Raw genomic sequence first — 26,106 nt, 5'->3', positions numbered from 1 at the left:
ATGCAATACTAGAAATGGTTTGATTGAAAATGTCCTAACCGTTGTGGTGGTTGCTATACAGCGAATTCCATTCGCGCTAAAATCCTAAATCAGCCAACGCAGACTCCGCCTCCTCAAACACATCATTATCGGTCATATCTTCCCAATCAACATCCCCAATTTCCCGATAAAACTTCTCATCATAAGGACGAGTTTGCACCACAACTGGCATCGGTACAGCGTGACCTAAAACTAAAGCTTGCTGTTTAGAATCTAACTTAGAGAGAACCGATCGTAAACTTTGCCCCCCAGAAACTCCGGTAAAAATTGCATCAATATCCTTATCATCATTCAGCAAAGCAGTAATCCGCGTACCAACTTGTGACATTACCTCAGCGTCAATTCCCGAAGGCCTTTGATCTACAACTAATAGGGTGACAAAATATTTCCGCATCTCCCTAGCAATTGTACCAAAAATAGTGGAACGGACAATAGCCGGGTCGAGAAAACGGTGAGCTTCCTCAATTGTAATCACTAAAGGTTGCGGGCGATCGCAGGGATTTTTGCTTCTTAAAAAATTGTCTGCTTTCTTCACATAGGACTGGTGAATTCTGCGAGTAATCACATTCGCGGCTAACATATAAGATAGCATATCCGAATGAGAGCCAAACTCAATCACCACATTCTTACCCGCATCTAAAGATTGCAAAATTTGCCCGACATAATTATGATTAGAACGATTGCGAATATATTTTAGATCGTTTAACCGTTCGAGTTTTCGCTGTAACGCCATAATCGAAGACTTATTACCCCGTTTTTCTTCGCAGAACATTTGGATATCTTCATTAGTCATTGCCAGCAACTTGTTAATCCACGAATTGCCTAACTCATTCCGCAGAATGATGGCATTTTCTATACTTGCTTCCGAAAGATTTAACTCGCGCTGCACGAGAGAAATATCTTCAACTTCTATTTGATCGTAACTCAAATAAAGTTCCATTGCATCCCGAACACCCCTGCGTTTTGTAGCTTCAGGATCGAGAGTATAAATCTCAATTTGGCTGGGAAATAACTGCCGTAAACCTTTAACTGTGCTAAATTGCTTCCCTTCCGAAACCGCTTCCCAGCCATACTCAGAGTGCATATCAAAAATCAGATTAACTGCGGCTTTTTTGCGAATTATCCCCGATAAAAGCAAGCGAGTTAAAAAAGATTTTCCGGTTCCTGACTTGCCAAAAATTCCATTACTGCGTTCTACAAACCGATCTAAATCGAGGCAAACATCAACTTCCATATCAATCGGTTGGCCGATGGCAAAATTGCGGCGGGTGGGATCGTCTTCCCAGCCAAAGACTGCCCTAAAATCGCCCTCTGTCGCGTCAAAAACTTGAGAAAAATGGCTAGGAATTGTTTTTACAGGCAGTAGTTCAATATCAGCACTAGATTGCACTTCCATTGAAGACAAACTAGAATTATTGGACTTTCTTTGCTTGCTGTTACTGACATTAGGAGGAAAAATCGCCTGCTGTTTTTCTCGTTCCGCAGTCAACATCAACATCGGCGATAATTCAATTGTGCCATAAGTGCTACTGCCAGCGAGAACGGCCTGCATAAAATCATCGTTGGGGTGAGGCGGGTTGGCTAGAATGCGATCGCTAGATGTTCCTAATGATACATCAGTCAGCATACAAAAAAAGTGCGATCGCACTCCTCGGACTACTAAAAATTTGCCTACTCTCATTTCTTCTACGGAAACATCAGGATGTAGCCGCACTTCTAATCCCTTGCTGAGGGAACCTTGAATAACTGAACCTAAAGGTTTATCCATTTTAAATGCTAATTGGTAATTGGTAATTGGTAATTGGTAATTGGTAATTGGTGATTGGTGATTGACCAGATTTCCGTCATTGCGAGCGCAGCGAAGCAATCTCAAGTCTTTGCGATTGCTTCGCTGCGCTCGCAATGACACCAAATATTATTCACAATTACATCATAGATTATTTGTAATAATATCATAAATTACCAACAGTTAACAGTTAACAGTTAACAACTAACAAAATTATTCTATAGAATTTGGTAGCTCAAAAAATGTTTGACTAAGAGCCACATCTGTCATATCAGTTTCACTCAAATAAGCATCCGTCAAAAATACTCCCTTCAACTTTGCACCCTTCAAATTTGCACCTTTGAGATTAACGCCTCTGAGATTAACTCGAAATAAATTAGCCTCAGTTAAATCTACCTCACTCAAATCAGCACCCTCCATATTTACTCTCATCAACTCAGCTTTTCTGAGGTCAGCACCGCTTAAATTTGCGCCGGTGAGGTCAGCTCTAGTCAAGTCAGCGCCTCTCAAATCTGCTGCACTCAAGTTTACATGAAGCAAACTCGCTCCTGTCAAGTCAGAACCTCTCAAATCTGCCTCGCTCAAATTACCACCGCTGAGGTCTGCTCTAGTAAAATCTACTTCTCTAATGTCAGCAGCGCTCAAATTTACCTGATGTAAAATCGCACCCGTAAAATTCGCTCCTCTTAAATCTGTACTCTCTAAGTTTGTACCTTTAAGGTAAGCTTTTTTCAAGTTAGCTTTGCTAAGATCTACTTTTGTCATATTGGCACCGCTTAAGTTAGCACCGCTTAAATCAGCACCGCTTAAATCAGCACCGCTTAAATCAGCACCAACTAAATTTACCCCTTGCAGAGAAACATTGGGAGCGATTAAGTAGGCTCCAGCAAAACTGGGGTCAATACCTTCAGAAAATAAAGTTCGATTATTATAAACAGCTTTTTCTAAAATGGTGGCAATTAAACTTGCTTCTCTTAAATCTGCGCCGCTGAGGTTGGCTCCAGATAAATTTGCTCTATCGAGTTTTGCGCCAAATAAGTTGGCTCTAATTAAACTTGCTCTCCTTAAGTCAGCTCCTTTCAAATCAGCACCGGTCAGATCGACTTTGCTGAGATTTAGTCCTGGTAGCGAGACGCTGGGAGCAAGCAAGAAAGCTCCTGCTTCAGTGGGGTTAATATCTTGGGGGAAAATGGTGCGGTTATTGTAAACAGCTTTCTCCAAAATTGCACCGCTCAATTGGGCTCCCCGAAAATCTGCGCCGCTGAGGTTGGCTCCGGCTAAGTTGGCTTTATCTAAGTTGGCTCCAACTAAGTTGGCCATAATTAGACTTGCTTGCTGGAGGTTAGCTCCTGTTAGCTCTGCTCCTACAAGAGTTGCTTCTTTGAGACAGGCTCCCCTCAAGTCTGCTTCGGTGAGGTTAGCCAAATTCATGAATGATTCGGATAAGTCTGCTCCGCTGAGATTGGCTCGGCTCAAGTCTGCTTCGATCAGGTCTGCATATTTGAGGCTAGCATTGTTGAAGTTAGTGTCTCTGAGGTCGGTTCCCCTCATGTTGGCTCCCCGGAGTTCCGCACCCGCGAGGTTAGTACCTTTGAGTTCTTGTCCTCTGAGATCGAGGCGGTTGAGAAAGTCACCAACGTTCAATTCCATGTCACTAAGTCCCTTGAATTGACACTCCCAACCCTAAAGGGGATGGGATTCTGAGCGAGATTTCTCTCTCAATATCCCAGAGAGATAATTGAATATTCTCTGGGTTCCTGCCCATACGCCGTTTGCCTTTTTGGCGCAGCGTATTATCTGGAGTTAGGAGATATTCATTGGCTTTTCTCTGGTAAATTGTTTTCAGACAATAGGTTTCTAAGTGCTGACTGGGTTGAATGGGTTTCAAGTTTCTGACTCGTGAGTTTTGATATTGGTGAAACTGTATATTACTTGAGATTGCAGGTGTGCTGCCATTGAGGAAGGGAGAACAGGGAGGGGAAAGGTTTGCCTGTCTAATTTTACCTGTAAGGTTTTGAGGGGATCGGCACCGGAGGATACCATGAATTCCAATTTTTGCAGTTGGGGCCAGGTGGTGGCGATTTCGTCGAGAATTTGGGCGATCGCATTTATGTAAGGGTGGTTGGGTTCGGAGTACCAGTGGGGGGCCGCAAGTCCGGCTTGATCGAAGCCTAGATGTACGATTAAGGAGGCTTGGCCGAAGAGGGCGATCGCGACTGGTCTAGCTTCTTCTTGCAAGATTAAGTCATGGCTTTTCGCGATCGCCCGCAGTTTCTCTAAGCGATCGTAGCGATCGTAAATTGGGATTTGAGGACTGGAGGCGAGGAATTCTAGTTCTCCTGCTTCTGCTTCTTCTTTCCTCTCTCTTCCTTCTTCCTTCTTCCCTGTTCCTTCTTCCTTCATTTCAATTGCTACTGTGACTAAATAGGTCTGTAACAGTAGGTGGCCGAGTTTTTCGGCTTTTGTGGCCAAATACATGGAATTGTAGTCTGTGGCTTCGATCAGTAGGGGAACGCGATCGCTAACTTCAATTCCATAACCTTTTAAACCAGCAATTTTGCGGGGATTGTTGGTAATCAAGCGGATCTTTTTGACACCTAAATCGTTGAGCATTTGCGCCCCCACGCCGTAATTTCGCAGGTCGGCGGGAAAGCCTAAGCGTTCGTTTGCCTCGACGGTATCAAAGCCAATGTCTTGCAGGGAGTAAGCTTTTAATTTGTTGACCAGACCAATTCCTCTGCCTTCTTGCCGTAAGTAAACTATTACGCCCGATCCGGCATTTTCAATCATTTTCAAGGCCGCTTGTAACTGCATTCGGCAGTCGCAGCGCAGAGAACCCAAGGCATCTCCGGTCAGGCATTCGGAATGGACGCGCACCATGACTGGTTTATCTTGGAAATCCGCGAGGTCGCCTTTGACTATGGCGACGTGCTCGGTATTGTCCTGAAGGTCGCGGTAAGCGTAAATCATGAAATCGCCGAATTGAGTGGGCAATTTGGCGACGGTTTCGCGGCGGACAAAGCGATCGTGTTTGAGGCGATAGCTGATTAAATCGGCAATGCTGATAATTTTGAGCTGGTGGGTTTTGGCGTATTCGATTAATTCTGGCAATCTGGCCATCGAACCGTCGGGGTTTTGAATTTCGCAGAGAACGCCTGCGGGGTATAGTCCTGCGAGTCTTGGTAAGTCAACTGATGCTTCGGTGTGACCGGCGCGTTTTAATACGCCGCCTTCTTTTGCTCTGAGGGGGAAAATATGACCGGGACGACGCAGTTCTTCTGGTTTGGTGGTGGGGTTGATGGCGATTTGGATGGTGCGAGCTCGGTCTTCGGCGGAGATGCCTGTGGTGACGTTGCTAACGGCATCGATGCTGACGGTGAAGGCGGTTTGATTGCTGTCGGTGTTTTTGCTGACCATCAGGGGGAGGTCGAGTTGGTCGAGGCGATCGCCAGTCAATGCTAGACAAATCAATCCCCGCGCCTGAACTGCCATGAAGTTAATCATGTCTGGGGTGGCGAATTGGGCAGCACAAATGACATCGCCTTCGTTTTCGCGGTGTTCGTCATCGACTACTACTAGGGCGCGTCCGGCCTTGAGTTCCGCTAGGGCGGCATCTATTGAGTCAAATTCAAAGGGTTGAGTGGAGTTGTTGTTGGGCTGCACAGAGGAGTTCAATTTAACGAAACCGTAATGTTATGAAATGCTAATTTGTTTTTAATTGTAACCTTTTGGCTTCGGTACAGAGGCGATCGCATCTCACCTCGGATAGATTTGGCACGATTACTGGGTTTCTATACTATAAATATCGAAAGTTGTCAATAGTTGAGTTGTAGAAAAATAATCAAGATGCAATTAAACGTAAGGGCGATCGCCGACAACTATCTATAGCTATGAGTTACAAGTTTTGTTGCGGCGAGCGCCCACCCTACAAGTTATAGTGTTTATTTATGTTCATCTACGTAGAAGATTCGCTTCTAGGTTTTAATTAAATTAATTAGAATCAAAGCTAATTATCTGCGTATTTATGAGTACCAAAGAAACGCTTCAGGCACTCCGTGCTGCCCTCCAATTTTCTCCCGACAACGTACCCCTACGCCAGCACCTTGCAGATACTCTTTTAGGGCTGGGACAATTTGAGGAAGCTGAGACAGAGTATAGATTGGCGCTGGCGATCGCACCGTCTACCCACCAACTTAAATTCGGTCTAGCCCGCGCTTTCTATCAGCAAGGCAAGAGTGCTCAAGCGGTGGTAATTGTCGAAGACCTACTCAAAAGTTCCGAAAATCGAGCTAGCGTGTATCTATTATATACTCGCATCCTGCTAAGCACTGGCGAGGTCGGACTTGCAACGAAGCAATACCGCAAAGCAGTTGAGGCTGACCCTGCGGTTAATGACCCAGAATTGGCTGAGAGACTAGGCTTTGTCTTGAGAGACGGTTTACAGAATGCAGGTAGCGATCGCAACTTCTTAGAAGATACAGCCTCTCCCCTAGAAACATCCCACGAAAAACCTACAATTACCTTCAAAGATGTGGGCGGAATGGAAACAATTAAAGAAGAAATTCGCCTCAAAATTATCTATCCCTTAACCAACCCAGAAATTTATCAAGCCTACGGCAAATCTATAGGCGGCGGAGTTTTGCTCTACGGCCCTCCCGGTTGCGGCAAAACATATCTCGCTAGAGCTACCGCTGGAGAAATTCAATCCAAATTCATCTCAATTGGCATTAATGATGTCCTAGATATGTGGATTGGAAATAGCGAGAAAAACCTGCATGAAATCTTTCAGCAAGCGCGGCGAGATCGACCTTGCGTACTTTTCTTTGATGAAGTGGATGCGCTAGCAGCAAAACGCACTGATATGCGCCAAGCGGGGAACCGCCAAATTATTAACCAATTCCTTGCCGAATTAGATGGCTCTCAAACTTCTAACGAAGGTATTTTAATATTAGCTGCGACAAATGGCCCTTGGTTTTTAGACTCAGCTTTCCGCAGACCGGGGCGTTTTGATCGCATTCTTTTCGTACCGCCGCCAGACCTTCAAGCGAGGGCAGTTATCTTGCGGTTGCTGTGTCGCGGCAAGCCAATTCAAGACATTGACTTCGATTATTTGAGTAAAAAAACTGAACATTTTTCAGGTGCAGATTTGAAAGCAATTCTTGATTTAGCAGTGGAGAAAAAATTGCAGGAAGCGATGAAACAAGGTATCCCCAAACCTCTGACTACAAAAGACTTGGCAGCGGCGGCAGACACAATCAAACCCTCCGCACAAGAATGGTTTGCTACTGCTCGCAACTATGCCTTATACTCAAATCAAGGCGGTGTCTACGACGATATTCTCAAATACTTAAAACTATAATGGGCGTACATCTAGAACGAGCCGAGATTTTACTCCAACAATCTCGCTACGAGTTGGCAGAAAAGGAACTGCGCGAAGAGTTAGCAACTGACCCCGAAAATTCGCTAGCTCATGCTTGGCTAAGTTTGTGCTTAATTGAATTTCGGCAATATGAAGCTGCTGTCAAAGAAGCCGATTTAGCGATTCATGTCGCCCCGGATTATTCCTATGCTCACTACGTACAGGCAAGCGTTGCTCTCAGGCTTTATAGAGAGTACCGCCGGACTTTAAATGATGTTAAACAATTGCAGAAATCAGAATTAGCAATTGCTGAGGCAATCCGATTAGAGCCGGAAAATGCTGATTACTTTTGTTTCTTAGCAATTCTGCACATACAGAGAGCTGAACGCTGGGAAAAAAGTCTAGAGACTATGACTGTTAGTGATTTATTTACAGGCAAAAGACCTTATAGGGATTGCTACTTGAAAGCTTTAGAAACAGTTGAACGAGGTTTAAGAATAAACCCCCAACATCCAGAATCCCTTAATATCCGCACAGCAATTCTGTCCGAATTAGGTCGCAAGCAGCAAGCGAGAGCTAATGTTAAATCCGCACTGCTCAACGATCCTGAAAATCCTAGTGCACTTAGTAGTTTGGGATGGTTTGTGCTGGATGAAGAGCGAAATGAAGCAGCATTACAACACTTTATGGCAGCTCTCAGAATTGATCCCCAATTAGAAAATGCTAAATTGGGTGTAGTTGAAGTTTACAAACGCAGATACTTGACATATCGTTGGTTGAGTATCACTACAAAAATAGGTCGGATAGTTGCGTATTTTTTCTTGACAATTGTGATTGGGGAATTGATTTTTGCAATTTTTCCTATTAACAGTATCTTTCCCAGGTGGCTACCAGTAATTTCATTTGGATACTGCTTGTTAAGTATAGTCTTTCCTTTAGTATTTACCTTGGTTTTGCAGTTTAACTCCTCCGAGAAATTGGCGACCCCTTCAACCGAGTTGATAAAAGCTAGCTTTGTATGTGGTATTATTTTTGCTTTCACTTGCTACTGCACTTCGGGGACTATAGGTGCTGAAGTTTTATCAAATATGGAAGCGAGAAAGTTAACAGTTTTATCTGCTCTTGCCCTTAGTGTACCACTAATACCAGTGGCGGTAACAATTGCTTATCCCCCAGGGCGAGAGAAGGTTTGGATGGTAAGTTACGCGGCTGTTGTTGTGATTTTGAGTTTAGTTGGAATGACTTTGTTTATTGCAAGGAATTATATGCCGCCAGCAGTAGGGATGATTTTAACAGTAGTTAGCTTTCTGTGTTTGGGGATTTCTGGAAGCGCAGCCTTCGTATCTTATTTGTTTGCTACTATTATTTTGACCTCTCCACTGAGGTAATAAATACTGTATTTGACAAAATCTGTGATAATTAGTAATTACTTGGGTAATGGCAAAAGCATTTGCACCAGAAATTTTGGATTTCACGGTAAATAAAGGCTCAATTGCTTCGACCCTACAATGCCTTTAAATCTTGAAAAACCCTAAAACTTTATCGATAAAGGGGGCTTTCATGGTAAAAACACGATCGTTGATAAAAACATCACAGGGGTATTTCCATGAGAATTGCTAAAGACGTGACGGAACTAATTGGGCGGACTCCTTTAGTTCAGCTTAACAAAATTCCGCAAGCAGAAGGTTGTGTAGCTCGAATTGTAGTGAAGTTGGAAGGGATGAATCCGGCAGCTTCAGTAAAAGACAGAATTGGCGCTAGCATGATTCTAGCAGCAGAAGAGGCGGGAGCGATCGCACCAGGGAAAACAATTTTAGTAGAACCGACTTCGGGAAATACGGGAATTGCTTTGGCAATGGTAGCGGCGGCGAAAGGCTACCGTTTAATTTTAATCATGCCAGATACGATGAGCTTAGAGCGGCGGGCGATGCTGAAGGCTTACGGGGCAGAATTGGAATTGACACCGGGGTATGAGGGGATGAAAGGTGCGATCGCGCGGGCGACAGAAATTGCCGCGACAACTCCCAATGCTTTTATGCCGCAACAATTCAACAACCCCGCTAACCCTAAAATTCACCGGGAAACGACAGCAGAGGAAATTTGGGCAGATACGGATGGTGAGATCGATTTCTTAATTTCTGGGGTTGGTACTGGGGGGACAATTACAGGCATTGCTGAGGTAATTAAACAGCGGAAACCGAGTTTTAAAGCGATCGCAGTTGAACCTGTCAACAGTCAAGTGCTCGCGGGAGGTAAAGCGGGCCCGCACAAAATTCAAGGTATTGGCGCGGGATTTGTGCCCGAAGTCCTTCGCAAGGAACTAATCGATGAAGTGATTGCCGTTACCGATGACGACGCGATCGCATTTAGCCGCAGATTAGCCAAAGAAGAAGGATTGCTTTCAGGTATCTCTGCCGGTGCAGCTTTATCAGCAGCAATTACCATCGGCAAACGCCCAGAAAATGCTGGGAAACTGATAGTAATGGTGCAACCTAGTTTTGGCGAACGTTACCTGAGTACAGTGCTGTTCAAAGATATCGAAGCTGTTAAGGAATCATCGCCTTCCCTAACAACTACTGTATCATAATAATCAATTGTATTAGGCTCGGATTTTGTGAGGTATTGTGGCGCAGAGAATGTACGTCTCGACTATCAAAGTCCGACCTAAAAGAGGATGTAAAAATTTAACCCGCGTAGGCGGGTTTTGTCTGTGTAGACGCGGTTTCAACCGCCGATTATACCAAATCCAGCTATCCTTTATTGTCATTGCGAGCTTTATTGTCATTGCGAGCTTTATTGCTATTGCGAGCTTTATTGTCATTGCGAGCGAAGCGAAGCAATCGCCTAGTCTCTGCGATTGCTTCGCTTCGCTCGCAATGACAGATTATTGCTAATAAAGGGGATAACTAACCTGGATTTGGTATTATACTCAGCCTCATGGTGAGACGAGTTGAGGAGTTTGAGCCGGTACAGTAATAGAAATATTATAGCGCGTGGCTATTTCACTAGGCAGATAATCAGTAACTTTTGCATCAAGAACTTTGGCTAAATAGCAATCACGAACTGCTAACATAAAGCCTTTAATTGCCTCTAGGGAAGTCTGAAAATCTCCATTGATGATAAAATCGCACCATTTACTATCATCATTACCATAAATATCCACTAAATGCAACCCGGCTAAATACTCGGCTACGGGGTCAAGAACAAAACTAATATTGTCTTTGCTAGAACCCTTCCTTTGCAGGATACGGAGTTTTTCTTCCAGATATTTAAGGCGTGCTTCAGCATCCTGTAAATTCAACGCAGATAGAGCAGTTAAAGCATCTTTAATCTTGATACTTGTGGGTCGATAAGTAACTTTTAGGCATTCCCAAGCCAACATTTTAGCTATTTCGTGAACTTCGTTATCGCTCAATTTATCCTCTGCCACATCCCGATTAATTTCGGTTAGGTACGACAGCATCAAATCCGGGATATTTTTAGGTGAATCGTCGTCGCTAGTATTGTCTGCCGTTTTATTAGCAATTAACACATCAGCGTACAGTTTGGCAAATAAGACAGTTGTGCTTCTTCCTTGATTTTCGATTCCCTCTAAAAGTTTAGCCAAGTCACCGCAAGCATAGTGAAACCGCGAACCGCCAAACAGATGTATTTTCCCTAGCTTTTCCAAGTATTTCTGCATAAAATCGGATAATTCCGATCCCTCAATTCGCAGCGGGTGAAGCGTGGTTTTATTGCCTCTTCCCAGGCTTGAATCCAGCCGCGAAGTGACAACTAAAGCATTGACGGGAAAATCAGGAGAGTTAGGGAGAATTGCCTTTTGGGTAGCTTCTGACATTTCCGAAAAATGGTCAACAATTACCAGCAGGCGGCGCTGTTGTAATAATTGTTTTAGCAAGTCTTCATCAGCAGGCTTGGGGAGGTCAGCGATCGATTTTAGTTGACCGTTAATTGCTGTTAAGAAAGAATCTTTGTCCTCGTTTACATTCTTTAGTTCTTCTTCCATTAGTATAGGAATCATCAGATGTTTGGTGAGGCGTTTGTTTTGATCTGGTTCCATTGCCCAATCTGCAATTTGACAGGCGATGCTAGTTTTGCCGATGCCGCCTTCACCCCAAATCAACAAACGGATGCGGTTTTTGGTGAAAGTTGACTGCAATTCTTGACATCGAATTTCAGTTACTTTTTTGTCGTCTAGTTCAAAGGAAACTGGGATGTAAGTAGCGCGGATTTCGACTGTTTCTTGTGTGGTAAATTGTTCGCGGACTGTTTCGATGTGGGTGGAAACCCAGGCATCTAGGACTCTGGGATGGTAAATGAAAAAACGGATAAAGGTAAGGTCGCGAATCCGTATAGGTGCGCCGCCCCAGGTTTCAGGTAGTTTAAAATCGTAGGATTTGAGCGCGTCGTTAATTTGCAGTATCCAGAGGGGACGCAGGCGGAGGATTGCAGACCAAAGGGAAGGGAAGAATATCAGGTAAATTATTGCTGCTGCTACCCATTTATTCTGGCGAATTAAATTGAATAAATGGGCGTTTCTTTTAGCTTTGAGGGCTTCGATGGAGAGGCGCACTGTTGCGATGTCTTCTTTTGAAAACTTAGCTTTAGGGTCTTCTAAGATTTTTAAAGCGGGTTCAAGTTCTCGGATAACTTTATCCAATTCTGCTGGGGATAGCGTTTTTGCTTGGTCTTGAATGTTGAGAGCGATTGTCTTCAGAACAAAAGAAGCATTATTACGCACGTTGGCATCGGAGTCTTTGAGCAGGGAAATCAACACAGGCACAACGGCTTTGGCTTCTGCACCGATGTCCCCCAAGCTATAGCCAGCAATGCTTCGCACGAGTCCATTGGAGTCTTTGAGCAGGGGAATCAACGCAGGTACAGCGGCTTTGGCTTCTGCACCCATGCTCCCCAAGGCATGGGCAACACTGCTACGCACGTTGGCATCGGAGTCTTTGAGCAGGGGAATCAACGCAGGTACAGCAGCTTTGGCTTCTGCACCCATGCTCCCCAAGGCATGGGCAACACTGCTACGCACGTCTGCATTGGAGTCTTTGAGTAAGGGAATCAACTTAGGTACAGCAGCTTTGGCTTCTGCGCCGATGTTCCTCAAGGCATTGGCAGCATTGCTACGCACCTCTGCATCGGAGTCTTTAAGCAGGGGAATCAACGCAGGTACAGCCGTTTTGGCTTCTGCACCGATGCTTCCCAAGGCATTGGCAGCATTATTACGCACCTCTGCATTGGAGTCTTTAAGCAGGAGAATCAACGCAGGTACAGCCGTTTTGGCTTCTGCACCAATTTTCCCCAAGGCAGAGGCAGCATTGATACGCACGTCTGCATCGGAGTCTTTGAGCAGGGGAATCAACGCAGGTACAGCGGCTTTGGCTTCTGCACCGATGTTCCCCAAGGCATCAGCAGCATTGCTACGCACCTGTGCATCGGAGTCTTTAAGCAGGGAAATCAATGCAGGTGCAAAACCTGTAGCTTCTGGTAATTTTCCCAATTCCAAACTAAAATATATAACTCCGCGTAACACACCAGCAGCGCGACGGCGAATTTGCACATCTGAGTCTTTCAAGGCTTGAAGAAGGGCAGGAATCGCAGGGGTACCAATTTTCTGTAGAACCTCGCCAGCACTCCGGCTGACTAGCAAATTCTTATCCCCCAAGGCTTGAATCAGAGCAGGAATAGCTGGCTCACCAATTTTGCCTAACTTCTTAATGGCTGCATCCAGTTCTTTTTCATTGGTGCTCTTTAACTTCGCAATCAGTGGGGCAATCTCTGTAGTCGCGACTTCTGGCTTGCGGTTTTCCAGGGCCAAGGCATTAGCGCTCAAAAGTAACGGCGCACCGCAAGACAAGAGAGTGAAAGTCAGTATAGCAGCGAGTTTTTGTGGGTAATGCTTAGTCATTTAAGTATAAACCGTTCACCTGCTGAACATTCTCAGCGATTCGGGATAAAAATATCTACATTTTCATCAATATAACTTACGCAAAAAAACCCGGTTTCTCTGAAAAATCTTGGATCATCAGGCATTTGCGCCCAAGCATTGCGGGCCAACAGCAGGAGCGAACGGCCGTTCGCCCCTACCTTTGCACTATCCTAACTCTGAACTATTCCTATTTTGCGAGGGAATAGAATTGATAAATTCATCGAGAGAATTTACCGTAAAAAGCACATCCAGCAACTCGTCTAATTGCTCGATATTCAACCTTTGTAAATTAGCCCCTATCTCCGCTGATACCTCACCAAAGCGACGCTGAATCAGACGTAAAAGCACGCGCAGGTTTTCTTGCTGTCGCTGTTCCCGCGCCATTTGCTGAAACAAAGGAGATTTCTGTAATATTGCCATATCAAACCTCAAAATTTCTCTAACTCTAGCAACATCAAACACAGAACAGGCAAAAAATCCCAAGAGATTTTCCAATTCTCGCAACTGTTCATCTGCTCGCAAAGCTGTCACTGCCCTCACCACAACTGACTCATTATCTCCACCTTTAAGTATTGGAACAAAGGGAAGTAAAGGAGTCAACGACGGCCCAAATGCCAGTTCAACATCCACTTCCCAAAGATTAATCACCCGATAATCTTGACGCGCTATCAATCCCATAAAATTAGACTCATAGCGCGTGGGAATCGTCACAATCTCTTCAGGCTGGAAAATATTAACCAGCACCGGATATACTGGTAAATTATACTTCTCCTGTGCGAGTGCGGCATAGGCCCGCATCCGCCGAGGCATCCGACTGGTATATTGAGATTGTAACTCATTTAAAACTAGAAATTCCCCATGCTCAGGACTGTATGCTTTCACTAAGACATCGCTCTCGCGGCTAAGCCATTGAAACTCAGCATCAAGAATATTTCTTGCGATCGCATCGGGGATATTTGTCACCCATTGTACCCACGCATTGGGAGCCAAACTAATTAAACGTTTGCTACCGATATCTGCTTCAGCCATTACTCTTTGAGTAGACGCTATTATATATTAGCTTGATCCCAGGACAATTACAAGGTATGATCTTATTAATTTCTGTATTATTTTATTTATGATTGCATCAACAACTATTCCCCTTTCAACCAATACTACTGTCCTAGAAGCCAAAGAACTAACTCGCAGATTCGGAGGATTAATTGCCGTCAATAATGTATCTTTTGCAGTCCAAAAAAATGAAATATTTGGACTCATCGGCCCCAACGGTGCTGGCAAGACAACTCTATTTAATCTTGTCACCGGATTGATAACACCATCCAGCGGTCAACTCATTTATCAAAACCAAGATATTTCCCAACTCCGCCCCTATCAAATTGCCAATAAAGGCATTTCCCGCACCTTCCAAAATATTCGCTTATTTGGGGAACTTTCCGCCCTAGAAAATGTTACGATCGCCAGACACATCCACAGCCGCGATGGAAATCCATTCTTATCACTGATGGCTGGTATATTGGGTTTACCAAAAGCTAACACTATGGAACGCAGAACTAAGCAAAAAGCCTTAGAATTATTAGAATTAGTGGGATTGCGCGATCGCGCTCACGAAAAAGCCAAAAACTTTCCCTACGGCGATCAACGTCGCCTAGAAATTGCCCGTGCTCTCGCCCTCGAACCGCAAATATTACTGTTAGATGAACCCGCCGCCGGCATGAATCCCTCTGAAAAACACCAACTCAGTGAATTTATCCGAGAACTGCGACAACAGTTCAATCTTACTGTAATATTAATTGAGCATCACGTCCCATTAGTTATGGGCTTATGCGACAGAATTGCAGTTTTACACTTCGGTCAGCTAATTGCTTTGGGCAATCCAGCTACGGTTAGAAACGATCCGGCAGTAATCGAGGCTTATTTAGGAGATGAATAAGGACTTTTTACCGCAGATGAATGTAGAGAAAAGCAAATATGTGTTGTTAGATGTTAAAGGATTGTTTGTTAATTATGGTGGCATTCAAGCCTTGCAAGATATCAACTTAACTGTTAATATGGGGGAAGTTGTTACCCTTGTTGGTGCTAATGGTGCTGGTAAAAGCACTACCCTAAGAGCTATTTCTAGAATGGTCAATTCTAGTGCCGGAGAAATCGTCTATGATGGGCGAGATATTACCCGTCGCCAAACCCATGAAGTTGTTAAACTGGGGATTGCTCACAGTCCAGAAGGGAGGCGAGTTTTAGCTCGGCAAACTATTCTGGTAAACTTAGAATTGGGGGCTTACGTTCGGTCTGATTCTGCGGAAATAAAAGCCGATTTAGAAAGGCAATTTGAGATATTCCCTCGGTTAGCTGAACGTCGCCATCAACTAGCAGGAACTCTCAGCGGTGGGGAACAGCAAATGCTGGCGATCGCGCGGGCATTGATGAGTCGCCCAAAACTGCTATTATTAGATGAACCTAGTCTTGGTTTGGCCCCCGCAATCGTGCGCGAGATTTTCAGTATTATTCAAACTTTGCGCTCCACAGGTGTTACAATTCTATTGGTGGAACAAAACGCTAATTTAGCATTACAAATTGCTGACAGAGGTTATGTGCTGGAAGCTGGTAATATTACCCTTTCTGGCGTGGCTTCAGATTTATTGAAAAATGAGCGCGTAAAACAGGCATATTTAGGATAATAGAGTTGCTATTAATATTTTCTTTTATAGCAACGGTCAAGGTGGTTAGGACATTCTAAATTACTGAAACTGTTCGGCTGAGGACTCACGGCGAAGCCCTTGATTCTATTCCCTTTTTCCCCTAGTCCCTAGTCCCTAGCCCCTAGCCCCTAGCTATATTTATTAACACTCTACAAGGTAAAACAAATGCACCGTATAGCAGCAACACCGGGAGGTTGGAATCCTCAATCAGAGGGAGTAATTTTCCTTCAGCAAACACCCGCACCTATTGTATTTATTACAGCCGCTGATACTGATATTCAAACTCTCGCGACAGCTATATCTAAATTACCAGCAGGATTCCCATCTCTACGAGTAGCTAATCTGTTACAATTGCAGCAGCAGTTAACTATTGATACTTACGCTGAAGAGGTATTAGAAAAAGCAGAAGTAATCATTATACGGTTATTGGGAGGGCGTTCTTATTGGTCTTATGGGTTAGAAGTTGTGCGGGAAGTCGTGCAAAAAACTAAGGCAGAACTGATAGTAATGCCAGGAGATAATGGCCCAGATCCCGATTTAATTAGCCATTCAACGGTATCCTTATCAGCAGTAGATCGATTATGGCGTTATTTTACAGAAGGCGGAGTCGAAAATTTCGTTAACGGCCTGAAATCGATCGCGGATATTGGCTTGAAAACTGCTTATAATCCCCCATTGCCTAAACAAGTACCCCGTGTAGGGATTTACCATTGGTTAGCCCCGAATTTAAGAGATAGTTTCTCTGTGGGAGGTGCAGATGATTTATCCAGTTTAGCCAATGCTGCTAAGGTGGGAATATTATTTTATCGCGCTCATTATTTATCTGGTAATCTAGCACCAATTGATGCACTTTGTCAAGCTTTAGCAGACAGAAAATTAGCCCCTGTTCCCGTGTTTGTCTCTTCTCTACGCGAACCCGACGTACAAGCCGAATTAGGTCAATATTTCCAGCCCCAAGATTCAGAACAAATTCAATTATTACTCAATACTACCAGTTTTGCTGTCTCAGGTTTCAGAAGTCAAGACCGGGAATTAGAAAATATTAAATCCTTAGATGTTCCCGTATTGCAAGTAATATTTAGCGGCGGAACTGTAGAACAGTGGAAAGTTGATTTTCAAGGACTTTCTCCTCGCGATGTGGCGATGAATATAGCCCTACCAGAGGTAGATGGTAAAATCATCACTAGGGCAGTTTCTTTTAAGGCCGTACAGACTTGGAATAGCGAATTAGAAACCGATGTTGTCGGTTATGAACCTGCAAACGATCGCATTCAATTTGTAGCAGATTTAGCCGCTAATTGGGTGCGACTGCGACAAACACCAATCGCTAACAGACGCATAGCGTTAATATTAGCAAATTATCCCACTCGTGACGGTAGATTAGCGAATGGCGTTGGCTTGGATACTCCTGCTAGCTGCATAGAAATCATCAAAGCTTTACAACAAGCTGGCTATCAAATAGAAAACATCCCAACTAGCGGCGATGAGTTAGTTAAATTACTGACATCTGGGTTTACCAATGACCCCGAAGGGCGGGAATTGCGACCGATTCAACAATATCTGAGTTTAGAAGAATATCAACAATACTTTACCACTTTACCTCAACCAGTGCAAGCTGGAATTAGTCAGAGATGGTCTTTAGAAGCTAATCATTCTCACTTCCCGATTCCTGGTATTCAACTAGGCAATATTTTTGTCGGAATTCAACCCGCACGCGGTTATGAAATTGACCCGACATTAAACTATCACGCCCCTGATTTAGAGCCTACTCACAATTATCTAGCATACTACTATTGGTTGCGAGAAAACTTTGGAACTCAGGCAATTGTTCATGTAGGCAAACACGGAAATTTAGAATGGCTACCGGGTAAAAGTATAGCCTTATCTAGTAACTGCTATCCAGAAGTTGCCCTCGGCCCATTACCTCACCTTTATCCATTTATTGTTAACGATCCAGGGGAAGGATCGCAAGCCAAACGTCGTTCCCAAGCTGTGATAATTGACCACCTCACCCCGCCGATGACACGGGCGGAACTTTACGGGCCATTGCAACAATTAGAAGCGTTAATAGATGAATATTACGAAGCTCAAAGTTTAGACCCTTCTAGGTTGCCAATTATTCGCGATCGCATCCTTACTCTTGCTAACAAAGAAAACTTACACCGCGATCTGTTATTTGTCAATGAACAGTCAATAGATAATGAAAAATTTGCAGAGTTTCTTAGTCGCACAGATGGCTATCTCTGCGAACTTAAAGAAGCACAAATTAGAGATGGTTTGCACGTTTTTGGGCAATGTCCCGAAGGGCGACAACTGCGGGATTTAATAATTGCGATCGCGCGTCACCCCGAAACCAACCGCTTAGGCTTAACTCGCGCCTTAGCTAAAGATTTACAACTGGATTTTGACCCTTTGACTGCGGATATGTCAGTGCTGATTGAGACAGCCGATAGCTTATCTATTCAACAGATAAATCTCGCTCAAAATCAGCCGCGTAGTATTGGTGATACGATCGAGATATTGGAACAAAAAGCGGCTGAATTGGTGGATAATTTAATTCACGATTATTGCCAGCATATCAACCAAGAAAATATTAACGCGATCGGCGTTAATAAGTCAATATCTACAGTTACAAATATTGGCAAAGCGACACAACAAGAATTAGACTGGATTCGTAACTATCTTTTACCCGCACTCCAACAAACTAACCAAGAAATTATTAACTTATTGCGCGGGCTAAATGGGCGCTATGTCCCCAGCGGTTCATCGGGAGCACCTACCAGAGGAAGACCAGATGTATTGCCAACTGGACGCAATTTTTACTCCGTAGATATTCGCGCCGTACCAACAGAAACAGCCTGGAGAATTGGGCAACTTGCGGCTGAATCTTTAATTGAAAGATACACTCAAGAAAATGGCGAATATCCTCAAACTTTAGGGTTATCAATTTGGGGAACTTCTACAATGCGAACAGGTGGAGATGACATCGCAGAAGCACTAGCTTTGTTAGGGGTGCAGCCAATTTGGGATGGCCCCTCGCGGCGAGTGATAGATTTTGAAATCTTGCCAGTTTCAATATTAGGAAGACCTCGCGTTGATGTGACTTTAAGAATTTCTGGATTTTTCCGCGATGCTTTTCCTAATTTAATCGATTTATTTGATTCAGCAGTACAAGCAGTTGCGAGTTTAAAGGAACCACCAGAACAAAATCCCTTAGCGTTTCAAGTTCAAGCAGAAACTCAGTTTTGGCAATCAAATGGTTTGACACAACAACAGGCCGAAATTCGTTCGAGTTATCGCGTATTCGGCTCAAAACCTGGTGCTTATGGGGCGGGACTTCAAGGTTTAATTGAGTCTCAAAATTGGACTGATGACGAAGACTTGGCTAAAGCTTATATTAACTGGAGTAGCTACGCTTACACTGCATCTAATACGAATTTAAGTCAAAGAGAAGGTGCCAACATAAATGCTAATCAAGGGAAAGCTGCTAACACAAATACTAACCAAGAGATATCTTCTAATTCATCCCCTAACCAAGATAAACCTTCTAACTTCCCCCCTTACCAAGAGAAGATAGAGAGAGGTTCTTGGGGCGAATCAGCACCAGAAGCTTTTGAAAAACGCCTGAGTGGAATGCAAATTGTTTTGCACAATCAAGACAACCGCGAACATGATATACTAGACTCCGATGATTATTACCAATTTCAAGGAGGAATGACTGCGGCTGTCCGCAAATTGCGCGGCGAAAACCCTAACACTTACTTCGGGGATAATTCCATTCCTGAAAATCCTAAAGTGCGACAACTGGGAGATGAAATTGAGCGAGTTTACCGCTCCCGTGCTATAAATCCTAAGTGGATAGCTGGAGTTATGCGTCACGGTTACAAAGGTGCCTTTGAAATGGCTGCCACAGTTGATTATTTATTTGCTTATGGTGCGACAGCAAACTGTGTAGAAGATTTTATGTATCAAGGAGTAGCAGAGGCTTACTTATTCGATGCAAAGGTACAAGAATTTATTCAACAAAAGAATCCTTGGGCATTACGAGATATGGCAGAAAGGTTGTTAGAAGCACACCAGCGGGGGTTGTGGCAAAAAGTGCAGCCGGATATACTCGAAAAGTTGCGATCGCTCGTTCATCAAGCTGAAGGCGTTATTGAGTCTGCTAGTGCTCCCAATCGCTAACAATTTATGGTTTATTAATTATTAAGTCACATTTGTGGAAACGCGAAACGTTTATGATCCGCCACTATACCGCTAGGCTCAGCGCCAAATTTTTCAGACGCGCTTGTGCTACCTTAGCTATGCTAGCGCTAAGTGTCGGATGTACGCCGACTGAGCAGCCCAACAGCGCCGCTAAATTTTCCTCCCCAACAACCCCTATCGAGGGACAATCCCCTAAATCTGTTCTTACCCAAAACTTAAACAAAACTAACAAATCAGCAAATTCCCTTTCCTGCGTTCAAGGCGATGCCTTTAGTCATTCAGTAAATTTTGCCAACAAAGCTGCTAGCTTAGTTCAATCTGCAAGCTCGAAATCAGACTGGGACGAAGTATCTCGCTATTGGGTACAAGCTGTAGCCTGGATGCAAGCTGTTCCCCCAGGAAACCCCAGACGTGCCTTTGCGGAGAAAAAAGTTGTCGAATATATGAGGTATCTTAATTATTCGCAGCAGCAAGCCGCAACTTTGCGATCGCAGGTTAATTCCCCCTCATTTAGCAGCGAGCTCCTCGACCAACAATTACAGCTTTACCTATCCTACGTCGCCGCCCTTGGGCCGCCAGATATTCTCATAGTCGGTAGTTCCCGCGCCTTACAAGGCATAGATCCCAAACAGCTACAACAATCCTTAGCCTTTCAAGGATATTTCGATCTCAAAGTATTTAACTTTGGAGTCAACGGCGCGACTGCACAAGTTGTTGAATATCAACTGCGGAGGCTATTGGCACCGCAGCAGATGCCACAAATGATACTATGGGCAGATGGTGTACGAGCCTTGAATAGTGGTCGAATAGATCGAACGTTTAATGCGATCGCTGCCTCTGAAGGTAATAAAATGTTAGCTGCTGGCATTCGCCCCAAACTGTCGGAGAACCAATCACAAAATACCCGCCAGTGTTATAAATTCCCGCAGCCATGCAATGCTACCTTACCAGGGGAATTCTCTACGAAATCAGCAGGCGAAGCTTTAACAGTCAGCTATTCACAAGAATTAAACTCACAAGTGAGAATTTTTCCTCAACTCCAAACTCAAGACTTAGGGCGGGCACGGGGGCACCGCCCCTACAAAACTCAAAACTTCCTTTCCCCTGAACGCACCTTAGCACAGGCTTTCTTGGGTGAGTCAGATAATGCGATCGACTCTAACGGATTTCTAGCTTTGTCCGCGCGTTACAACCCAGCAACGTACTATAACAATCGCCCTTTTGTTGCTGGTAACTACGACGGCGACTATAGTAATTTCACTCTAGATGGCAAGCAGATAGCAGCGTTGAGCGCGATCGCCAATTTTGCCAAAAGTCGCAAAATACCCCTTGTATTCGTCAATTTACCCTTAACAGACGACTATTTAGACTCCGTGCGATCGAGGGCTGAACAGGCATTCCGACAGCGAATGCAGCGCCTCGCACAGGAAAAAGGCTTTATCTTCCGCGACTTCTCACAACGGTGGTCTAAGCGAAATGACTATTTTTTCGACCCCAGCCATCTTAATCGCTATGGTGCGATCGCAGTTTCTGAAGAACTTGCCACTGACTTAAACATTCCCTGGCCGCAATCTCGGAGGTGATGGGTAGATGGGGAGGATGGGGGAGATGGGGAGATGGGGGAGATGGGGGAGATGGGGGAGGATAGGGGAGATGGGGGAGATGGGGGAGATGGGTAATTAGCCATTAGCCAATTGACTCTCTTTCCCTCTTCCCCTTCTTCCCTAGCCCCTAGCCCCTAGTCCCTAGCCCCTTCTTTGTTAAGTTCACCTCAACAAAGGCGTTTAGGGGGTAGCTACCAATCGATTCAAACACAAACCTCTACTCAATAATCTAGGTTTCTCTAGATATTTTAGCTATTGCAATTAGCCCTTTAACCAAAGCGCCCGCTTACATACTCTAGCGTCGCCTCTTCCTTGGGACTTTGGAAAATAACTTCAGTCTTATCGCACTCGACGAGATAGCCAAAACGCTTGCCATCATCGGAGAGTTTAGCATTAAAAAATGCAGTCAGATCGGAAACTCTGGAAGCTTGCTGCATATTGTGGGTAACAATCACAATCGTGTACTGTTCTTTAAGTTCTCGCATCAACTCTTCAATTTTGAGAGTTGAAATCGGGTCAAGAGAAGCACAGGGTTCATCCATTAACACTACATCAGGATTAATCGAGATCGCACGCGCGATACAAAGGCGTTGCTGCTGACCCCCAGACAGGGAAAAACCGCTTTGTTTAAGCTTATCTTTGACTTCATCCCACAAATAAGCTTGACGTAGCGATCGCTCCACCAGCTCATCCATATCTCCCTTATAATTATTTACCCTCGCCCCATAAGCGATATTATCGTAAATTGACTTCGGGAAAGGGTTAGGCTTCTGGAAAACCATACCAATTTTACGGCGCACTTCTACGGGATCTATATCGGTATCGTAGAGATTTTGGTTGTGGTAATAAATTTGTCCTTTTAGGCGAAAACCGTATACCAAATCGTTGAGGCGGTTAAAACATCGCAGAATCGTACTTTTCCCGCAACCCGAAGGCCCAATGAAAGCAGTAATTTCATTTTTAGCAATACTAAGAGATACATCTTTAACGGCTAAAAAACTACCGTAGTAGATATTGATATTGTCAGTTTGTAAAACAATTTCAGGTTCTTTTTCTAAGTGCATAAAAGCATTCTCCAATCAATTTTTACTCAATAGATAGCGATCGAAATTAAGTTTTAACCTAGATACGATCTGAATTGCACACCCATTATTCAGAGATGCCTAATAGACTTTCTGACGAGTTGCCAAACGAGATAGCACACTTGTCAGCAAAACTAAAAACACCAAAATCAAAGAAGCGGCCCAAGCCAACTCCTGCTGTCCTTTAAAAGGAACTGTTGCAAAGTTGTAAACCAAAACAGAAAGAGATGGAGTTGGTTCCAATAACCCCTTCGGCCAAAAAGGCGAATTAAGCGCAGTAAAAATTAAAGGCGCAGTTTCCCCAGCAGCACGAGCAATCGCTAGCGTTACCCCTGTTAAAATAGCCGGAATTGCCGCCGGCAGCACTACTCTTAACACAGTTTGGTAATTAGAAGCACCCACACCAACGGAGGCCCATCTAATATCTTGAGGCACAATTTGCAAAGCTTCATCAGTTGTCCGTACTATAGTTGGCAACATCAGCACTGCTAGGGCCACACCTCCGGCAAGTGCCGAGAAATTACCTAGAGTTACTACCAGCAACCCGTAAGCAAATAAGCCAGCAATAATTGAAGGAACGCCACTAAGAACGTTAGTCGCAAAACGAATCCAACGGGCCCACTGACCTTTACTAAACTCAGATAGATAAACTGCGGCTAAAACACCAAAAGGAACGGCAATTAAAGTCCCAATTCCTACAGTCATCAAAGTTCCGAGAATGGCATTTGCTATGCCGCCTCCAGACAATCCGGGAGCTGGAGGTAGTTTAGTAAGCAAGTCCAAATTTAGGCGATTTACACCTTTGGCTGCGACGTATAACAGCACTGCAAATAAAGGCAAAATCGCAATTATTAGACAAGTTCCTGCCAGGATAGTCATGCCAATATTGAAAATCGATCGCGGACTGCTTTGAGACCTTTTTAAACTAAAGGAACCGGAGCCAAAAGAGTTGGGATCTTCAACGCTACTAGACATAAAGTAAGAATCTAAAGGATCTGCCAGACTTCTAGTTGTACTTCGCTCTGACGCGAGAGACAATCAACTCAGCAAGGATATTAACTATCAGCGTTAAAGCAAATAGAATTAACCCTGCGTACATTAAAGCTGCTACTTGCAAGCCAGAGGCTTCAGCAAATTGATTCGCTAGCAAAGAGGCAATAGTATTACCAGGAGCTAGGAGAGAAAGGCTTAACTGATTGGAATTTCCAATTAACAGCGTAGCAGCCATTGTTTCTCCCATCGCGCGACCGAGCCCTAGCATAATTCCGCCGACAATTCCAGAGAAAGCAGCGGGTACTAACACTCTAAAAATGGTAGTCCACCGGCTGGCTCCCAAACCCAGAGATGCCTGACGCAATTCAGGAGGAAGGCTAGCTAGAGAATCGCGAGAAATTGCTGTAATAATTGGCAAAGTCATAATTGCCAAAACTATTCCCGCAGGTAGCATTCCAGGGCCAACTGGAGGAGTGCTAAAAAATGGTAGCCAGCCGAAACTGCCATTTAGGAATTGTCCTACAGGCTTAATCAGAGGAATTAAAACATAAATCCCCCACAAGCCGTAGACGACGCTGGGGATAGCGGCTAAAAGCTCTACCAAAAAAACCAGCGTTGTGCGTATTGGGAGGGGCAGAAAATCCTCGCTTAGGAAAATAGCAGTTCCTACACCTAATGGTACTGCTAAAAATAGCGCGATCGCAGAGCTGACGATCGTTCCGTAAATCATGGGTAGCGCCCCATACTCATCTTTAACGGGGTTCCAGCTACTGGAAAACAGAAATCCTAAGCCGTATTTCCCGATCGCGGGTAAAGCTCTAATCGCAACTGTGATGGCGATGATTAGCAAGATGACGGCAATTCCCATTCCCAAGATGCGGGTTAGCCAGATAAAGGCGTTATCCAGTGATTTTTCTGCCTGAGAGCGAGAGCGATCGCCTATACCGCCGTTGTTAGCTTGTTGAATCATAAAAGCAGAAAGATGATTTTTTAGACTTAATTTGCTAATTGCTAATTGCTAATTGCTAATTGCTAATTGCTAATTGCTAATTGCAAGAATGTTAGGAATTGAACCCCTGATGCAACCTACTAATTGTGTCATTAGTCATTAGCCATTAGCAATTAGCCATTAGCCATTACCTATTTGACTTCGATCTTGTAATCGGCACTAATTCCGTCAGCGGCGGCTGCTACTTTCTCTCTAACATTTTGGGGGAGAGGAACATAGCCTAATTCCGCACTTACTTTTTGACCTTCATTTAAGCCGTATTCGATCATGGCTTCTATGGATTTCGCTTTGTTAGGATCGGTAATTTTCTTAGGAATTAGCATCCAAGTGTAGCTAACAATAGGATAGGAGTCAGCCCCTTCTGGATCGGGAATAAACGCCCGCAGATTCTCAGGTAGTGTCACTGCTGACAGGGTTTTTGCTCCTGCTTCGTCGTTGTAAACAATAAAGTTGCCTGCTTTATTTTGCAAGGCAGCAAACTTAACATTGTTACTCTTGGCATAGCCGTATTCAATGTAGCCGATCGCGCCAACGGTTTGTTGAATAGAAGCAGTGACACCTTCATTGCCCTTGCCACCAACATTACCAGCAGAAGGCCACTCTACTGTCTTGCCTTCCCCTACTTTTTCTTTCCATTCTGGACTAATGGCGCTGAGGTGTTTTGTGAATACGTCTGTCGTACCGCTGCCGTCAGAACGGTGTACAACTGTGATATTTTGGTCTGGGAGCTTAGCACCAGGGTTAGCGGCGGCAATTTTGGGGTCGTTCCATTTGGTAATCTTACCCAAAAAGATATCTACATAAACATCTCTAGGCAATTTCAGTTCGGCTACGTCTGGCAGGTTGTAAGCAATTACGATACTGCCTGCTGACATCGGCAGCAAGAGTACGCCTTTATCTGCTGGTACTTTGGCGATTTCTTCATCCTTCATCGCGGTGTCGCTAGCTCCAAAGTCTACAGTACCTTTGGTAAACTGCTCTACGCCTGCGCCACTACCCACTGACTGATAGTTGATCTGTAATTTGGGATTAGCGGTGTTGAAATCTTGGAACCAGCGCTGGTAAAGCGGTGCGGGAAATGACGCGCCAGCACCCGTTAAACTTACGTCGCTAGCGAGAGCGAGTTTGGTGTTAGCAGCGTTGGTAGAAGCAGCAACGGGAGCAGCAGTCGGAGAGGTGCTGTCAGTTGTAGCAGTATTGGTGCTGGTGCCGCAAGCAGCTAGGCCTACTGTCAAAGCTAAAGCGGAAATTGATGCACCCAAACGGTTGGGATTGATGAGATTGATGCGAAAAAGCATGATTATAAAAGCTTGAGCCTTTGTAAAGGATATCCCATAAGAGGATATCGCCTAGAAGTAAAGAGAAGGTTAAGAAACGGTGATTTTTAGAAAGTATTT

The 26,106-nt window shown here is 44.3% G+C and carries 18 protein-coding genes; 7 read left to right on the top strand and 11 right to left on the bottom strand.

What is annotated here, in order from left to right; all coding sequences use genetic code 11:
• Window positions 1-76 precede the first annotated feature (76 nt).
• The 4 genes from OSCIL6407_RS0121340 to ribBA all read right to left on the bottom strand — a co-directional run bounded on the left by OSCIL6407_RS0121340 (window position 77) and on the right by ribBA (window position 5,488).
• Window positions 77-1,807 (bottom strand): helicase HerA domain-containing protein, encoded by a 1,731-nt coding sequence (locus OSCIL6407_RS0121340; RefSeq protein ID WP_026103808.1) that lies wholly within the window; start codon window positions 1,805-1,807, stop codon window positions 77-79.
• Window positions 1,808-2,038: 231 nt separating this feature from the next.
• On the bottom strand, window positions 2,039-3,475 hold the full coding sequence (locus tag OSCIL6407_RS0121335) for a pentapeptide repeat-containing protein (RefSeq protein WP_007353231.1): 1,437 nt from the start codon (window positions 3,473-3,475) through the stop codon (window positions 2,039-2,041).
• Window positions 3,476-3,479: 4 nt separating this feature from the next.
• Window positions 3,480-3,713, bottom strand: coding sequence for a hypothetical protein (locus OSCIL6407_RS0121330; RefSeq protein WP_007353232.1), 234 nt, complete (start codon window positions 3,711-3,713; stop codon window positions 3,480-3,482).
• Entirely contained in the window at window positions 3,710-5,488 is a 1,779-nt protein-coding gene (gene ribBA / locus OSCIL6407_RS0121325) for a bifunctional 3,4-dihydroxy-2-butanone-4-phosphate synthase/GTP cyclohydrolase II (protein WP_007353233.1), read from the bottom strand. Before ribBA ends, OSCIL6407_RS0121330 begins: the two co-directional genes overlap by 4 nt.
• A gap of 361 nt (window positions 5,489-5,849) precedes the next feature.
• Between ribBA and OSCIL6407_RS0121320 the strand changes: the two genes are divergently transcribed.
• The 3 genes from OSCIL6407_RS0121320 (at window position 5,850) to cysK (ending at window position 9,771) form a co-directional block, all read left to right on the top strand.
• Window positions 5,850-7,184, top strand: a complete 1,335-nt coding sequence (locus OSCIL6407_RS0121320; protein WP_007353234.1) for an ATP-binding protein — start codon at window positions 5,850-5,852, stop codon at window positions 7,182-7,184.
• Entirely contained in the window at window positions 7,184-8,572 is a 1,389-nt protein-coding gene (locus tag OSCIL6407_RS0121315; RefSeq protein WP_007353235.1) for a tetratricopeptide repeat protein, read from the top strand. The genes OSCIL6407_RS0121320 and OSCIL6407_RS0121315 overlap by 1 nt, the downstream gene beginning before the upstream one ends.
• Before the next feature lie 218 nt (window positions 8,573-8,790).
• Window positions 8,791-9,771: a cysteine synthase A gene (gene cysK, locus OSCIL6407_RS0121310; protein ID WP_007353236.1), complete on the top strand. Its 981-nt coding sequence runs from the start codon at window positions 8,791-8,793 to the stop codon at window positions 9,769-9,771.
• A 348-nt stretch (window positions 9,772-10,119) separates the two neighbouring features.
• On the opposite strand, the gene OSCIL6407_RS0121300 is transcribed toward cysK, so the two are convergent.
• Together OSCIL6407_RS0121300 and OSCIL6407_RS0121295 are read right to left on the bottom strand one after the other, a co-directional pair.
• Window positions 10,120-13,098, bottom strand: coding sequence for a HEAT repeat domain-containing protein (locus OSCIL6407_RS0121300; RefSeq protein WP_007353238.1), 2,979 nt, complete (start codon window positions 13,096-13,098; stop codon window positions 10,120-10,122).
• 186 nt (window positions 13,099-13,284) lie between these two features.
• Window positions 13,285-14,148 (bottom strand): DUF4351 domain-containing protein, encoded by an 864-nt coding sequence (locus OSCIL6407_RS0121295; RefSeq protein ID WP_007353239.1) that lies wholly within the window; start codon window positions 14,146-14,148, stop codon window positions 13,285-13,287.
• 88 nt (window positions 14,149-14,236) lie between these two features.
• Here OSCIL6407_RS0121295 and OSCIL6407_RS0121290 point away from each other — a divergent pair, with 88 nt between their 5' ends.
• The 4 genes from OSCIL6407_RS0121290 (at window position 14,237) to OSCIL6407_RS0121275 (ending at window position 21,604) form a co-directional block, all read left to right on the top strand.
• Window positions 14,237-15,049, top strand: a complete 813-nt coding sequence (locus OSCIL6407_RS0121290) for an ABC transporter ATP-binding protein (protein ID WP_007353240.1) — start codon at window positions 14,237-14,239, stop codon at window positions 15,047-15,049.
• Window positions 15,050-15,065: 16 nt separating this feature from the next.
• Window positions 15,066-15,794 carry an ABC transporter ATP-binding protein gene (locus OSCIL6407_RS0121285; protein WP_007353241.1) on the top strand — a complete coding sequence of 243 codons (729 nt, stop codon included), beginning with the start codon at window positions 15,066-15,068 and terminating at the stop codon, window positions 15,792-15,794.
• A 186-nt stretch (window positions 15,795-15,980) separates the two neighbouring features.
• The gene (gene cobN / locus OSCIL6407_RS0121280; protein ID WP_007353242.1) at window positions 15,981-20,000 is read left to right on the top strand and encodes a cobaltochelatase subunit CobN; all 4,020 of its coding nucleotides are present in this window, start codon (window positions 15,981-15,983) and stop codon (window positions 19,998-20,000) included.
• Between the two features lie 53 nt (window positions 20,001-20,053).
• Window positions 20,054-21,604 carry a hypothetical protein gene (locus OSCIL6407_RS0121275; protein ID WP_007353243.1) on the top strand — a complete coding sequence of 517 codons (1,551 nt, stop codon included), beginning with the start codon at window positions 20,054-20,056 and terminating at the stop codon, window positions 21,602-21,604.
• On the opposite strand, the gene OSCIL6407_RS35525 is transcribed toward OSCIL6407_RS0121275, so the two are convergent.
• The 5 genes from OSCIL6407_RS35525 to pstS all read right to left on the bottom strand — a co-directional run bounded on the left by OSCIL6407_RS35525 (window position 21,532) and on the right by pstS (window position 26,007).
• On the bottom strand, window positions 21,532-21,708 hold the full coding sequence (locus OSCIL6407_RS35525; protein ID WP_155523416.1) for a hypothetical protein: 177 nt from the start codon (window positions 21,706-21,708) through the stop codon (window positions 21,532-21,534). The genes OSCIL6407_RS0121275 and OSCIL6407_RS35525 overlap by 73 nt on opposite strands.
• A gap of 186 nt (window positions 21,709-21,894) precedes the next feature.
• Window positions 21,895-22,689: a phosphate ABC transporter ATP-binding protein PstB gene (pstB, locus tag OSCIL6407_RS0121265; protein WP_007356057.1), complete on the bottom strand. Its 795-nt coding sequence runs from the start codon at window positions 22,687-22,689 to the stop codon at window positions 21,895-21,897.
• 99 nt (window positions 22,690-22,788) lie between these two features.
• The gene (gene pstA / locus OSCIL6407_RS0121260) at window positions 22,789-23,682 is read right to left on the bottom strand and encodes a phosphate ABC transporter permease PstA (RefSeq protein WP_007356056.1); all 894 of its coding nucleotides are present in this window, start codon (window positions 23,680-23,682) and stop codon (window positions 22,789-22,791) included.
• A 31-nt stretch (window positions 23,683-23,713) separates the two neighbouring features.
• The gene (gene pstC, locus OSCIL6407_RS0121255; RefSeq protein ID WP_007356055.1) at window positions 23,714-24,670 is read right to left on the bottom strand and encodes a phosphate ABC transporter permease subunit PstC; all 957 of its coding nucleotides are present in this window, start codon (window positions 24,668-24,670) and stop codon (window positions 23,714-23,716) included.
• A gap of 170 nt (window positions 24,671-24,840) precedes the next feature.
• A complete protein-coding gene (gene pstS / locus OSCIL6407_RS0121250; RefSeq protein ID WP_007356054.1) occupies window positions 24,841-26,007 on the bottom strand; it encodes a phosphate ABC transporter substrate-binding protein PstS in 1,167 nt (388 codons plus the stop codon).
• Window positions 26,008-26,106: the final 99 nt, after the last annotated feature.

Source organism: Kamptonema formosum PCC 6407 (assembly GCF_000332155.1).
In the GTDB taxonomy this organism is placed as follows: domain Bacteria; phylum Cyanobacteriota; class Cyanobacteriia; order Cyanobacteriales; family Microcoleaceae; genus Kamptonema; species Kamptonema formosum.
Note: the sequence above shows the minus strand (reverse complement) of the source record. Positions and strands in the feature narration are given on the sequence as shown.